Consider the following 12,980-nt stretch of genomic DNA (forward strand, 5'->3'; position numbering starts at 1 on the left):
ACCTGAGAAGAGGTCTTTCGTCTTTTTGTAGCAGCTTGGAGAAGTCTGATCTGACTCAGGTCTTTTGTCTGGAGTCTTGTAGTCTTCTGTCTTCGTCTTCAGCATACCCCGCTGACCAGGCACACAATATCATCGGGCGTGGTCACAATCTCTGCGGCACCATTTTCGCGAAGTTCGGTCTCGCCGCGGAAGCCCCATTTGACACCGACGGCGAGCATGCCGGCATTCACCGCGAGTTGCATGTCGATCCCTGAGTCGCCGACGTAGGCGCATTCGGAAGGTTCTACACCGAGGGTCTTGCAGATCTCAAATGCGCCTGCGGGGTCTGGTTTCTTGGGCACGCCGGAACGGGCCCCCAGCACGATCTCGAAGGGTGTGTCCGGGAAGAAGTGTTTGCAGCAGAGAAGTGTGAAATCGTGGGGCTTGTTGGAGAGAACTGCGAGCTTCATGCCTCGTTCGTGCAGTCCCTGGAGGGCTTCTTCAATGCCCACGTAGGGGCGGGTTTCACTCTTCCAGGTGTCGTGGTAGTGCTTCTGGTACTCGTTGACACGGGCCTCTATGTCCTCGGTAGCGAGCATTTCTGGGGGTAGGGCGCGTTCTACGAGCGCCCGGACGCCGTCTCCGACGTATTTAGGGAAGACCCCGAGAGGTTGCCGTGGGTAGCCACGGGCCTCTAGCATGCGGTTGATGGCTTCTGCCAAGTCTGCCAGAGAATCAATGAGGGTGCCGTCCAGGTCGAAGATGAAAGCTTTCATGAGAGTCGGATTCCGTCACCAAGCGCAGACCGGGCAAAATGCCAACCGAAAAGGCTGGTGGGGGAGTGATGGGGATGAGAAGGTTGGCACGACTCTCGCTCAAAAGCTTCACATCTCTTGATAAAACCGTTGCAAAAGTCTCCTGTTACAAGCATCAATTAAACATCGTACAAATGGCTGCGCCTTTTCCAGATGTCCATTCTGCAAGTCAGGCGAAGGCCGAGACGGGCAGTAGTGTGCCTGCGGCTGAGGCGAAGGTCGTGCCGCCGGTGATTTACCGCCCTAACGTGGCGGCCATCATTCTCAACATGGACAATTCCATGCTTGTGGCTCAACGCTCCGGTCTCCGGAGCGCCTGGCAGTTCCCTCAAGGAGGGGTGGACCCCGGCGAAGGCCTGGAAGAGGCTCTCTTTCGTGAAGTGGAGGAGGAAGTGGGGATCCGACCGGAGAATATACAGCTCCTTGACCGTAAAGGGGGCTACCGCTACGATTTTCCCAAGGGGCGTCTCAAGTACGGAATCTACGGAGGGCAGGAGCAGGTTTATTACCTGTGTCGTTTCCTTGGTAAGGACCGGGACATCAATCTCGATACAGAACACCGCGAGTTTGACCGCTGGCGGTGGATCAAGCCGGAGAAGTTTGACATGGAGTGGGTGCCGCGCTTCAAGCGCGACGTCTATCTGCGTGTGTTTCGAGACTTTTTTGGAATGGAGAAGTAGCCCCCTCGATCGCAACCTTTAAGGGCCGGACCTTCGGACCCAGATTCAGGAGCAGGCGTTGGACTTGAACAAGAGCATACTTCGGACCTGGGGCACTCTGGCGGGTGTTTGGGAGCAGGTGAAGTCGTTCGCCTTGGATCACCCGCTGGATCCATTTCCCCTGCGTCACACCCTGCGCGGTTACAATACCGTCAAAGCCAAGGCTGACCTGAAGGCGGGAGTGACGGTGGCGCTGTTGGATCTGCCGCAGGGAATGGCCTATGCGGTGATAGCGGGCCTGCCCCTCTGGTATGGGGCCACGTGTTCTGCTGTGGCCGCACTGGTGGGGCCGCTGCTGGCCAGCTCCCGGCACACCATTCTGGGGCCGACGAACGCCACTGCCTTCATCACATTTTCCTACTTTGCATCGCACCCGAGCATCAATCAGCTCGCGTTGATGCCGATGCTGGTTTTCCTGGTGGGGGCGCTTTTGCTGCTGGGGGGCTATTTCCGCGTGGCCGATCTGGCGCAGTACATCAGCCGAACTGTGATTGTGGCTTATGTGACGGGTGCCGCGTTGTTGATCATGGTGAATCAGCTTCCGGCTCTGCTGGGGGTCACGATCCCGAAAGGGGGGGCATCGCGAACGCTGTTTGGCACCTTGGGGGCTCTCCTGGATCGGTTGGGAGAGGTGCAATGGACATCAATCGTTCTTACGAGTTCCACCATCGCACTGTTCGTTTTATTGAAGCGATGGCGTCCCCAATTGCCCACCTTTGTGATCGTGCTGGTGGCCATGTCCGGACTGGCCGCCTGGATGAAGTCATCCGGCTTCCCTGTTGTGACCTATGCGGATGCGAAGTTTACCATTTACGATTTGCTTCCGCCATTCCCGGACTTCCTTTCAAAGGATGTGGCCGTACAGTTCAGCCAGTTGTTTGGTCTGGCGGTGGCTATCGCTTTCGTGGCCACGCTGGAGCAGAGTGCGATGTCGAAGACCATCGCATCCCGCGGAAATTACCGGGTCGATGCCAACCAGGACATGTTGTCTCTCGGAACGGCGAACCTGGCGTGTGCCTATCTGAGCGGCATGCCTGCCAGCGGATCTCTGACTCGCTCGGCCTTGAACTTCGAGAGCGGGGCGAGGACGCCGCTTTCGAGCATGATCAACGGCTCAATCTGTCTGGTGGGTGCCCTTACCATAGGTCCACTGGTGGCGTACATCCCACGGGCAGTACTGGCCACCCTGGTAATCTGCATCGCGATATCACTCATTCACCGGCGTCAGATCCGCATTTCCCTCCGTGCCACCAAGTCGGACGCGTTGGTTTTCGTGGTCACCCTGGCGTCCACGCTGCTAGTGCCGCTGCATGTCGCCATCTTTACCGGCGTGGGCGTGTCCATCATGCTCTACCTGAGGAAGGCCAGCCAGCCCTCGCTGGTGGAGTATGAGTTCAACAAGGAGGGGAATCTGGCCGAGGCACAAGGCAAGGAGAGGCAGAACCCCTCCATATCCATCGTGCATGTAGAGGGTGACCTCTTCTTTGGGGCAGCTGAGCTCTTCCGTACGCAAATTCAGAGAACTTGTTCTGATCCCAATCTCAAGATCATCATCTTGCGGCTGAAGAATGCCCGGCACCTTGACGCGACCAGCGTGATGGCACTGGAGGAGTTGATCCGGGTCATGAAGCAGGCCAACAGACATCTCATCATCAGCGGAGCGATGCGGGATGTGGTGCGCGTGCTGAAAAACAGCGGCTTGATTGAGGTGCTCGGGAGGGAGAATCTTTTTATGGGAAATGCCTCCAATCCCAATCTTTCAACCCGGGATGCGCTGAAACGAGCCCAGGAAATTCTTGGCTTCCGGGAGGCCGATGTGCACATATATTACGATCCAAGACACAGTCGCAAGGGGGATGGCGGCGGTTCTGCGGGTTCGCCCGCAGGCTAGTCACTATTTTGTTGCGGCTGCCGCTGATCGGGTGAGGATGAATTTCCCATAGAATGAAACGATTCCGAGAGTACTTGCCGCTCCCTCTTCACATCAGCCTGCCGCTGAGTGTGCTGGTGTGCTGCATGATATTCATCGTGGTGAATACGCTGGTCTTGCTGCATCTGGGTGACAACAAGGAACTCCGGGATCAGGCGCTGTTGGGGGGGAAGCAGGTGGCCCGACTGGCCAGAGTGGCGGGCCGGGCCTCACTTGAGAATAAGGATCAGCTCAATTCGCACCTCGAGATCCTGGCGAGCTACAGCCGGGTGAAGTGGGCAGGGATTTGCGATGACCGAGGGGTGCTTGTCGCCTGCACGGACGGGGACATCGTGGGCAAGACGGTGACCGAGGCCGAGGGCCCTTCATCTGGAGCCGTGGTGATCAAGACTCTGAACACAGGATCACCCCACAAAGACAGAGTCTCTTCCACAGGTCTGGTCATGACCTATCCCGTAACGGCTCACAGTCCGGACGCCAAACAGATGCGTGTGGCGGTGCTGGAGCGCGACATGCGAGATGTACTGGCGGGCCAGCGGGAGAACACCATCTGGGAGGCTGGTGCGTCAGCGGGGGTCTTGCTGGTGGTGTGTGCGGTCTTCTGGTGGTGGTTGCGTAATTTTCTGCGGAAGCGCATGGACCGGGTGCTGGATCTCATCCGGAATCGTCAGGACAGTCTCACTCCAGTGAGCGTGCTGCCGGGTGCAGATGAGTTTTCCCGGCTTTCTGCCGCCCTGCAGGAGCAGGAGGCGCTCTTTCGCCAGATCGTGGACAACATTAATGAGGTGGTGTGGGTGCTGGATGGTAACCGTCAGGTGATCTACGTGAGTCCGGCTTACGAGCGCGTCTGGGGGCGCGAACGGGACGGGACCGTGAAAGGGAATCCACTATGGAACCAGTACATTCCGCAGGAACATCTACAGAAGCTGAAGGTGCTGTTCGAGACGCTCTACAGTGATGGCAAAGCGGTCCATTTCGAGTACCCGATCATTCGGAAGAGCGGGGAGCGTGGATGGATCGAGGCCAGTGCCTTTCCTGTAATGGCACCCGGGGGCGGCATCCATCGAGTTGTGGGCATCAGTCGCGATGTCACGGATCGCAAGGCGCTGGAGGAACAGTTTCTTAACATCAGTGAGCAGGAGCGCCGGCGCTTGGGGCATGACCTCCATGACGATGCCTGCCAGCGACTGGCGTCGCTCAAGATGCGGTGTGAGGTGCTCGTGGCCTCCCTTCGCAATGAGCACTCCTCCAGCCTGCCGCTCGCCCAGGAGTTGAAGACTCAGCTCACTGGGACCTCCGCCTTGCTGCGAGACATCGCCCGCGGCCTCTCTCCGGTGGAAATGGATGGGGAGGGGTTGATGCTGGCGCTGCGCAAGCTGGCAGATCTTGCAGAGACGATCTACGAGGTGCCGTGTTTCTTTGAGTGCGAACACACTGTGCTGGTCAGCAACACGGATGCGGCGAACCACATCTACCGAATCGCACAGGAGTTTATCAACAACGCGGCCCGGCATGGCCACCCGACCCGGATCGACATGACGCTGGAGACTGACTGGGAGTCGGTGAGTCTGACGGTCACCAACGATGGTGTACCTTTCACGGAGCCGGAGAATGCACCGGGCATGGGGCTGAAGATCATTCGCTACCGCGCGAATGCCATCGGGGCATTTGTGAGCATCCGGCCTCGTAATCATCCTGAGGGCGGCACCATTGCCGAGTGCATTGTGTCCCAAAACGTGTGCAATCCAGATGATGGGAAAGTGGCTGAGGCGATGCGGGCGGCTGTTGCAAGGGATGTGGCCCTTTGAGAGGTGAGGGAGAGGGCTTGTCAATGCCCTGCGGTGTTTTTAAGGGAATTATAGTTGTTTTCAAACCCAGGTTCCTTCCTAGGTTCGCGACCCCATGTCGATCAAGATTCGTTTTAACTCCGCCGTCGCCACCGGTCTGGTGCTTGCCAAGGTAGGCAATCCCCAGCGTGATGAGCCATTGCAGACGTCCAAGGAGGTTTTTCACATTGAAGAGGGCGACCAGGCCACGCTCACCGGCATTTTCCTCAAGCCCTTCAAGAACCTGATTCCGCATCGTTTCACGCATCATTCGTCGCTCGACCAGCACGAGATGAACACGATCGCGAAGGCGATCTTTGCCTCCAGTGACGGGTTGCTGGAGAAGGGGTGCGACATTGCCAAACGTTTGTACTCGAAATCCTACCACCCGAACATCAAGGAGGGGGACTTGTGCATCTCCTTGATCAAGGACATTGAGATGGAGAGCAGCAAGGTGCAGGCCATTTGCATCCTCAAGTCTGAGAGCGTGGTGCCCTTCCTGAGCATCTCCACACGTGATGGTGATCTGAAGCTGTCCACGGAGCATGGCATCAATCCCGAGAAAATCGACAAAGGCTGCCTGATTGTGGATTTTTCCTCAGAGGATGGCTACTATGTGCTCACCTTTGACCGGACAGGCACGGACTCACGCTTTTGGGTGCGGGACTTCCTTGGGTTGCAGGCGGTGACGGATGCGGCCTTCCTGACCAAGTCCTATGCCGACATGGCGGTGGCCTTTCTCAAACAGGAGGTGCCCACGGAGACCGAGGCGGCGGAATCCAAAACGACGGCGGCCCATGACGCGATCAGCTTCTTTGAGACCCGCGAGACGTTTGACCTCAAGGAGTTCGAGGAAGAAGTGCTGAAAAAGCCGGATGTGGTGGCGAAGTTTGCCGAGCATCGCGCCAAGGTGGAGGAGGAACAGGGGCAGCCACTGGAGAAGTCCTTTGCGATTGCGAAGAAGCAGGTGTCTAAAGCGAAGAAGAAGATCGGCAGCGTGCTCAAGCTGGATGCCGGTATTGAGGTGCACCTCAAGCCTGCCTTCGGGGCCAAGGAGAATAACCCTTTGCTTGAGCGTGGCTTTGATGAGGACAAGGGCATGAAGTTCATCAAGGTGTACTTCCACAAGGAAGAAGCCGGATCGTAGTCCCTGGTTCTTCAAGGATGCCCGGACAATCTGAGGGGGGGCGGCTTCTCAAGGCCGATCCCGCTCCGTTTGGTGCCGGATGGTGAGGCACGATATCATGTTGACGGACTGCAGCCTCATTTGATGACGGGGCAAATTGGGTGTACGGTTTCCTCCCAACCGCATCTTTAGCAGCCACAATGAAGAGCCAGAAGCAACGAAACCGATCACCTCGCCCCTTCAAAAATGGCAGATCTGATGGGCGATGGGGGGGCAATCAAGGGGGTGGCTTCATCCCTTCGTCGAACCCCACCTCAAAGCCTTTTGTCAAAGGGAGGACGAAAGAGGTGGGCGGAGCGCCCAATCCGGACGGGGCGACAGAGGAATCATCTCCGCCTCCCGAGGCAGCGGCGTAGCAAGCACGATGGAGTCTTGCCTCGCAGGAGTCGTTCGGAGAGTCGGACTACGGATCAGGCGGGTGGGGGTGTTGGCAAATGCTTCTGCAGGGTCTTTGCAAACTCAGGGCCGACGCAGTTCTCCTCGTGTTTGAAGTAGGTATATGCTTCGGACCAGGTATTTGCCTGTAGCTGCTCCTGTGTGAACTCGGCGCATTGCTTGATCTGCGAGGGTTTGTAATCTTCCCGCCTTGGGCGTAGATAGCCGAAACTGGCGGTCGCTACACGAGGTGTCTCGAACTCTTCGGAGTCGGCCAGGCAGAGTGCGGCATTGTGCTCGGAGAGGATGCCGTACACATCATCGGTGAACCAGGAGTCGTGGCGAAACTCGAACGCGAGTCTTCTGCCAGCGGGGGTGCTTTTCGAGCGTACCGGTTTCTTCGCCGGTGAGACAGTAGCGAGAAACGTCTTCAACCGTTCCGCATCGACTTTGAAGGTGGGTGGCAGTTGAAACAACACCGGACCAAGTTTGTCGCCCAGTCCGCCAACCGAGTGGAAGAAGTCTTCCATGGTGTCGCCGCAGTCCTTGAGCTTGGAAAAGTGGGTGACTCGCTGTGGGGCCTTCAGGCTGTAGCGGAAATTCGCTGGAGTTTCATTGAACCAACGCAAGATCGTGTTTGCGGAAGGAATGCTCCGGAAGGTGTAGTTGATTTCCGTGGAGTTGAACTGGGACGCATAGTAGGTCAGCATTTTTGCCTTCGACAGGTCCTCAGGATAGAACTTGCCCTTCCATTCCGGGTACTGAAAGCCTGAGGTGCCGATCCAAGTGTTGCCAGCAATCATAGGGAACGAATACGTCAGAAGGATAAACGATGCGATCTCCAAGATGAACGATTCGGGAGATCTGCCATGGACAGGACTCGGTGAGTATCTTGGGGAAAGTGGCCCGAAATTCATCTTTGAGGGTTGGGCGATGGGGGTGAAATTTCGTTTGCGTCCTCTCCATTCAAGGTTTGCGTGCGCTCATGTCCTCCGCCGAAACATCTGCTCCCTCGCCGGGTCTCTTTTTTGAGACGATCAATGCGTATCAGAGAACGGCTGCGTTGAAGGCGGGGGTGGAGCTCGGCGTTTTCACGGTTCTTGCATCGGGCGTGGCCACTGCGGAGGGAGTGGCAGAGCGTTGCCAGTGCCCCGTGCGGGGCGTTCGCATTCTCTGCGACTCGCTGGCCATCTTTGGCCTTTTGACCAAGGTGGATGGGAGGTATTTCCTCACGCAGGATTCAGCATTGTTTCTGGACCAGAACTCGCCGGCCTATCTCGGCGGAATGCTTCAGTTTATGCTCGCTCCCAGCATCATAGAGGCGTTCAGTGACCTGGCGTCCACAGTCCGCAGTGGCCGGGTGCACACCACCAAGGACGGGACCACGGCACCGGATCACCCGGTGTGGGTCGAGTTCGCCAAGGTGATGAGGCCCATGATGCAAGGAGCCGCCCAAGCGGTGGCGGGACTGGTCCCACCAGTGCAGGTGGATGCGACCCGCCAGGCCAAGGTGCTGGACATCTCCGCCAGTCATGGTGCCTTTGGCATTGCCTTTGCTCAGCAGCATCCTGGAGTGCATCTCGTCGCGCTGGATTGGGAGGCTGTTCTGGCAGTGACGGAAGCCAACGCGAAGTCCGCGGGATTGGCGGATCGTTTTAGCAAGTTGGTTGGAGACGCCTTTACGGTCGATTTGGGCACTGACTATGACGTGGTGCTGGTGCCCAATTTCCTGCATCATTTCAATATCGCCGACTGTACGCGCTTTCTGAAGCGGGTGAAGGCGGCGCTCCGTCCCGGAGGGCGGGTCGTCATTGTGGAGTTTGTGCCTAACGAAGATCGCATCACCCCGCCACCGTCAGCATCCTTCAGCCTGGTCATGCTGGGCACCACGCCAGAAGGGGACGCCTATACGTTTGGTGAATACCAGGGAATGCTTGCGGGTGCCGGCTTTCGTGACGCTGTGCTCCACCCCTTGCTGCCTACGGCGCAGAGTGCGGTGATCGCAGTGGCGTAGCGTTTCTCGCAGCTATCGGTTGCATACGGCCGGTGCCTTCCCTCAGACTTGTGAGTTCGTTCACCCAAAATCCCTGAATCATGAGCACCGAAATCCAGCAACTCGAAGAGCAGATCTACGAACTGACCAAGAAGCTGACGGAGCTGCGCAAGCAGTCTGGAGGCGAAGGCACAGTGGTGCCGAACTACACGTTCGACACCGTTACGGGATCAGTGGATCTAGCATCGTTGTTCTGTGGTAAGAATCTGCTCTTTGCGATCCATAACATGGGGCAGGCCTGCCGGTATTGCACCCTCTGGGCAGATGGCCTGAACGCCTTCCTGCCGCATCTGGAAGACCGTTTTGCAGTGGTGCTCCTTTCCAAGGACAGGCCGGAAGTACAGCAACGGATTGCGCACTCCCGGCAGTGGCGCTTCCGTATGGCTTCGCATGGCGGAGGCCGTTATCTCAAGGAGCAAACCGTGCTCCCTGGAGAGGACAACATGCCAGGAATGGTGTGCTACGAGCGCGGGGAGGATGGACGCATCTTCCGGAGGAGTTCAGCCATCTTTGGCCCGGGCGACCTCTATTGCAGTATCTGGCATGTGCTGTCTCTTGCAGGGATAAGCGATGGTGAATGGACTCCCCAGTACAGCTACTGGAAGCGGCCTTCAGCTGAGGCTATGGAGGATGGTGGGGAGAATTTAGATGGTGGGTGTTGTGGGTAGTTGATTGTGGGCTGGATTCTGGGACGGGCGGTTGCAGGCCCGATAGCGTCGACGGCTGATCAAAATCGGTGCCGCGGTGCTGAGAAGTCGAGGACGTTGCGTATTGAATGAGGTTCACTCGATGGCTATTCCTCGTGAACCCGAGATAGGCTTGTGTCTCGGAAACCTTGGAGTTGAATCTTGTTTGTTTCAGATTCGACCATTGATGAACCCGAATCGGCGTGCGTTGAGCATCCTGATGTACCCGGACGCCAACTGGACTTCACGATAAGTGTGTAAAAGAGAGGCGTGGGAAGGCGATTGGACGTCCTTCCATTCTGGGCGCACCCATATACGGCTGAAGATGGTGGTGGTTCAACTTTGGAGTGCTCAGTTCGCAATGCCATGAATCGCGAGGAGTCTTTTCTTGTGAATCAATCATCGTGACAGGTTGCGCCTTGATGCATCGTTACCCTGCTACGATCTCCCTCTCTATGACGAATGAATTTCCCAGCGGGCCCTGGACGGGCTACTATCAACATCCGACCGGCCAGCGCGGAACGCAGGATCTTGTGTTGACGTTTGAGGACGGGCGCATGTCTGGTGCTGGCGCTGATGAATTGGGTGTGTTTCGCATTGAGGGAAGCTACAACGAGGCCAGCCACGAGGCTGACTGCTCAAGAGTTACCCTAGTGGGCACCGCGTCCAGTACCGTGGATTCAGAGAGGGCCCGGTCCCTGGAATCTGGGGGACGTGGAAGATCCAGGGCAGCTGGTCGGGGGGCTTTCACATTTGGCCAGTGTCGTCTGGGAGCAGTGCCACCAAGGACGAACGGACGGCTGAGCCGATGAAGATCCCTCAGAGAGTGTTGCATGGTGCGGGTGCTGAAGACTGAGTTGTGGGGCTTGTGTGCAATACCTTTGTGACTAGGGGCGTAGCCTTGGGAGCATTCTTTCCATCCATGACACCCGCTCCATCTTCCCGCCGTTTGTTTCTGAAATCCTCTGCCACTGCAGTGACGTGCGCTTTGCTGCCGATCCAGCTGCCAGCGGTTGACGGAAAGGGAAACGTGGGGGGGAAACTCATCGCTTATGTAGGCACGTTCAGCTCGCCATTGCAGAATATGAAGGCCACCCAAGTGGATCTGCCTCCGGGGAATGGCAGGGGCATCCATCTGTTTCAGGTGGATCGCACCACGGGAGCGCTGACTGCTGCGGGGATCCATGAAATGGGCACCAGTCCGTCCTGTCTGGTGCTGAATCGTGCGGGGACGCACCTCTACTCGGCGAACGAAACCGACAGAGTGGGTGCCAATGAAGCTGGCACGGTCAGCAGCTTCACGGTGAGTCCTGAGAACGGCAGTTTGACGCTGCTCAACTCCGTTAACTCTGGTGGCAAAGGGCCTACCTACGTCAGCCTGCATCCTTCGGGCAAGCACCTCTTTGTGGCCAACTACTTTGGCGGCACCGTGGCAGTATTACCGGTGCTGCAGGATGGCCGACTGGGGGAGGCGTCCGATGTGAAAAAGGACGAAGGCATCGTCGGCCCACGTCAGGCCACGAATGCACCTCCCGGCAGTTTTGCATTCAGTGGGCACGACCAGACCCATTGCCACATGATCGCTGCCGATCCTTCGGGCCGGTATGTGCTCCACGTGGATCTGGGCCTCGATCAGATCCATGTCTGGAAGTTTGATGCCGACAAGGGCACGCTGAGCCCAAATGATCCGCCGCATGTCTCCCTGCCTCCGGGAGATGGGCCGCGTCACTTTGCCTTTCATCCGGAGGGGCGCTGGCTCTACTCCCTTCAAGAGGAGGGCTCCACCATCGTGCTTTTTGACTACGATGGCGGAGCAGGGAAACTCACGGCCCGGCAGACCCTTTCCAGCCTGCCACCAGGCTATACGGGGAGCAATTTTTGTTCGGGGATCCATGTCTCCCCAGACGGTCGGTACGTTTATGCAGGGAACCGGCTGCATGATGGCATCAGTATCTTCGCTGTGGGCACGGACGGTACGCTCACTTACGTGACAGAAGAGTGGACTCGTGGAAACTACCCACGCAGTTTCAACTTCGATCCCTCCGGGAAGTTTCTGTACTGCTGCAATCAACGGGCGGACAATGTGACTGTCTTTCGGGTGGACCAGCCATCTGGTGAATTGAAGTTCACTGGTCACTACACTCCGGTGGGCAATCCTTCTTGTGTGGTGTTTGCAGAACTGGCTGGTTAGTGTGGAGGACGCTCCTGCGACACGAGGCCCCGTGGGCTCACTTGCAAGTCGAAGTCATTTTTTGGGGGACTGCCCGCATCGCGGCGGATGAGACTCGTGTCTGAGCGGCGAACGCGCCCCTCCTGCCCAGCTATGCAGGGTATCTTCCAAAAAAACCTGGAGCGGCTTCTGGCTTGCTCTGTCCGTGAGTCCTGCACCGCTTTTGCAAACTCAGGCTGCTGAGTACCAGTGGTGGCAAGTCACTCCCGGGAGGGTGGATTCGTGAGAGCGGGGGAGTGTTGCGCCGGACGTTGTTGCATCATGTCGCCTTGGGTTTGGAATGGCCTTTTCTGCGTGCTGATCCGTTGGGAGGGAGGAGTTCGCGAGAAAGTTCGGATTTTTGTCCTTGTGCCGCAGGCTCCTTCGTCATGAGACTGAGCGCCGGGAGCCCTGCCTGATCACTCACCCCAGACCAAACTGAACTGAACTTAAACCTGCTGCCTTATGTCCCCCGAAACCAACACCCCCGCGACCAACACGATCAAGCTGCACCGTGTGCTGCGTGCCACGCCCGAGCGCGTGTACCGTGCTTTCATCGATCCTGACGCCATGGTGAAATGGCTGCCACCCTATGGGTTCACCGGCAAGGTCCAGCACATGGACGCCACAGTGGGCGGGTCATACAAGATGTCTTTCACCAACTTCTCCACGGGATCGAGCCATTCGTTCGGCGGGAAGTACCTTGAACTCAAGCCCAATGAGCTCCTTCGCTACACCGACGTGTTCGACGATCCGAACCTTCCCGGTGAGATGATCACGACGGTGACCCTCAAGAAGGTGTTCTGCGGCACGGAGATCACAGCCGTGCAGGAGGGTGTGCCAGGCATCATTCCCGCGGAGGCCTGCTACATGGGCTGGCAGGAATCTCTGGAGCAGCTTGCGAAGCTGGTTGATCCGGAGATACCGGACCAGGGCTAACAGCCATGGGAGCCATTTATTTCTCGAGTGATGATGGACGGGGGGCCGGTTGATCGCCGGTTCCCCGCTGTCTTTGCAGCATTGTGGTTGGTCTGCGTGACGGTGTAGTAGTTCGGCGTCTTCGGACCGACCGCTGCAAACGTCTCAGATTACCCTCAAAGGTACGAGGAGCCTGCGTGGGGCCGCGAAAGCGGCGCTTCACGCACGTAGTCCAGAGTCCCGCAAGCGGTACCAGGCTTTGCGAGTCTTCAGTAAGATGACTC

Annotated in this window: 10 protein-coding genes; 8 read left to right on the forward strand and 2 right to left on the reverse strand. The window is 57.6% G+C overall.

Annotation, left to right across the window (positions count from 1 at the left end):
- Positions 1 to 98: 98 nt before the first annotated feature.
- Positions 99 to 755, reverse strand: a complete 657-nt coding sequence (locus VSP_RS15400; protein ID WP_009961754.1) for an HAD family hydrolase — start codon at positions 753 to 755, stop codon at positions 99 to 101.
- A gap of 173 nt (positions 756 to 928) precedes the next feature.
- Between VSP_RS15400 and VSP_RS15405 the strand changes: the two genes are divergently transcribed.
- From VSP_RS15405 to VSP_RS15420, 4 genes are all read left to right on the forward strand, one after another.
- Positions 929 to 1,474, forward strand: coding sequence for an RNA pyrophosphohydrolase (locus tag VSP_RS15405; RefSeq protein WP_009961756.1), 546 nt, complete (start codon positions 929 to 931; stop codon positions 1,472 to 1,474).
- Positions 1,475 to 1,538: 64 nt separating this feature from the next.
- Positions 1,539 to 3,404 (forward strand): SulP family inorganic anion transporter, encoded by a 1,866-nt coding sequence (locus tag VSP_RS35630; RefSeq protein ID WP_157210921.1) that lies wholly within the window; start codon positions 1,539 to 1,541, stop codon positions 3,402 to 3,404.
- A 53-nt stretch (positions 3,405 to 3,457) separates the two neighbouring features.
- On the forward strand, positions 3,458 to 5,251 hold the full coding sequence (locus tag VSP_RS15415; RefSeq protein ID WP_009961759.1) for a PAS domain-containing sensor histidine kinase: 1,794 nt from the start codon (positions 3,458 to 3,460) through the stop codon (positions 5,249 to 5,251).
- Between the two features lie 94 nt (positions 5,252 to 5,345).
- Positions 5,346 to 6,416, forward strand: a complete 1,071-nt coding sequence (locus VSP_RS15420) for a nucleoid-associated protein (RefSeq protein ID WP_009961761.1) — start codon at positions 5,346 to 5,348, stop codon at positions 6,414 to 6,416.
- A 449-nt stretch (positions 6,417 to 6,865) separates the two neighbouring features.
- Here the strand turns inward: VSP_RS15420 and VSP_RS15425 are convergent, their stop codons facing one another.
- Entirely contained in the window at positions 6,866 to 7,633 is a 768-nt protein-coding gene (locus VSP_RS15425; protein ID WP_009961762.1) for a DUF72 domain-containing protein, read from the reverse strand.
- A gap of 182 nt (positions 7,634 to 7,815) precedes the next feature.
- Here VSP_RS15425 and VSP_RS15430 point away from each other — a divergent pair, with 182 nt between their 5' ends.
- The 4 genes from VSP_RS15430 (at position 7,816) to VSP_RS15445 (ending at position 12,717) form a co-directional block, all read left to right on the forward strand.
- Positions 7,816 to 8,844 carry a methyltransferase gene (locus VSP_RS15430; protein ID WP_009961763.1) on the forward strand — a complete coding sequence of 343 codons (1,029 nt, stop codon included), beginning with the start codon at positions 7,816 to 7,818 and terminating at the stop codon, positions 8,842 to 8,844.
- Between the two features lie 80 nt (positions 8,845 to 8,924).
- Positions 8,925 to 9,551 (forward strand): DUF899 family protein, encoded by a 627-nt coding sequence (locus VSP_RS15435; protein WP_009961764.1) that lies wholly within the window; start codon positions 8,925 to 8,927, stop codon positions 9,549 to 9,551.
- A gap of 940 nt (positions 9,552 to 10,491) precedes the next feature.
- Positions 10,492 to 11,760, forward strand: coding sequence for a lactonase family protein (locus VSP_RS15440; RefSeq protein ID WP_029190480.1), 1,269 nt, complete (start codon positions 10,492 to 10,494; stop codon positions 11,758 to 11,760).
- Positions 11,761 to 12,243: 483 nt separating this feature from the next.
- Positions 12,244 to 12,717, forward strand: a complete 474-nt coding sequence (locus tag VSP_RS15445; protein WP_009961766.1) for an SRPBCC family protein — start codon at positions 12,244 to 12,246, stop codon at positions 12,715 to 12,717.
- Positions 12,718 to 12,980 lie beyond the last annotated feature (263 nt).

The organism is Verrucomicrobium spinosum DSM 4136 = JCM 18804 (assembly GCF_000172155.1).
Lineage (GTDB): Bacteria > Verrucomicrobiota > Verrucomicrobiia > Verrucomicrobiales > Verrucomicrobiaceae > Verrucomicrobium > Verrucomicrobium spinosum.

Coding starts and splice junctions, on each gene's coding strand:
- VSP_RS15400 (WP_009961754.1), bottom strand. CDS start 755: ATGAAAGCTTTCATCTTCGACCTGGACGGCACCCTCATTGATTCTCTG.
- VSP_RS15405 (WP_009961756.1), top strand. CDS start 929: ATGGCTGCGCCTTTTCCAGATGTCCATTCTGCAAGTCAGGCGAAGGCC.
- VSP_RS15415 (WP_009961759.1), top strand. CDS start 3,458: ATGAAACGATTCCGAGAGTACTTGCCGCTCCCTCTTCACATCAGCCTG.
- VSP_RS15420 (WP_009961761.1), top strand. CDS start 5,346: ATGTCGATCAAGATTCGTTTTAACTCCGCCGTCGCCACCGGTCTGGTG.
- VSP_RS15425 (WP_009961762.1), bottom strand. CDS start 7,633: ATGATTGCTGGCAACACTTGGATCGGCACCTCAGGCTTTCAGTACCCG.
- VSP_RS15430 (WP_009961763.1), top strand. CDS start 7,816: ATGTCCTCCGCCGAAACATCTGCTCCCTCGCCGGGTCTCTTTTTTGAG.
- VSP_RS15435 (WP_009961764.1), top strand. CDS start 8,925: ATGAGCACCGAAATCCAGCAACTCGAAGAGCAGATCTACGAACTGACC.
- VSP_RS15440 (WP_029190480.1), top strand. CDS start 10,492: ATGACACCCGCTCCATCTTCCCGCCGTTTGTTTCTGAAATCCTCTGCC.
- VSP_RS15445 (WP_009961766.1), top strand. CDS start 12,244: ATGTCCCCCGAAACCAACACCCCCGCGACCAACACGATCAAGCTGCAC.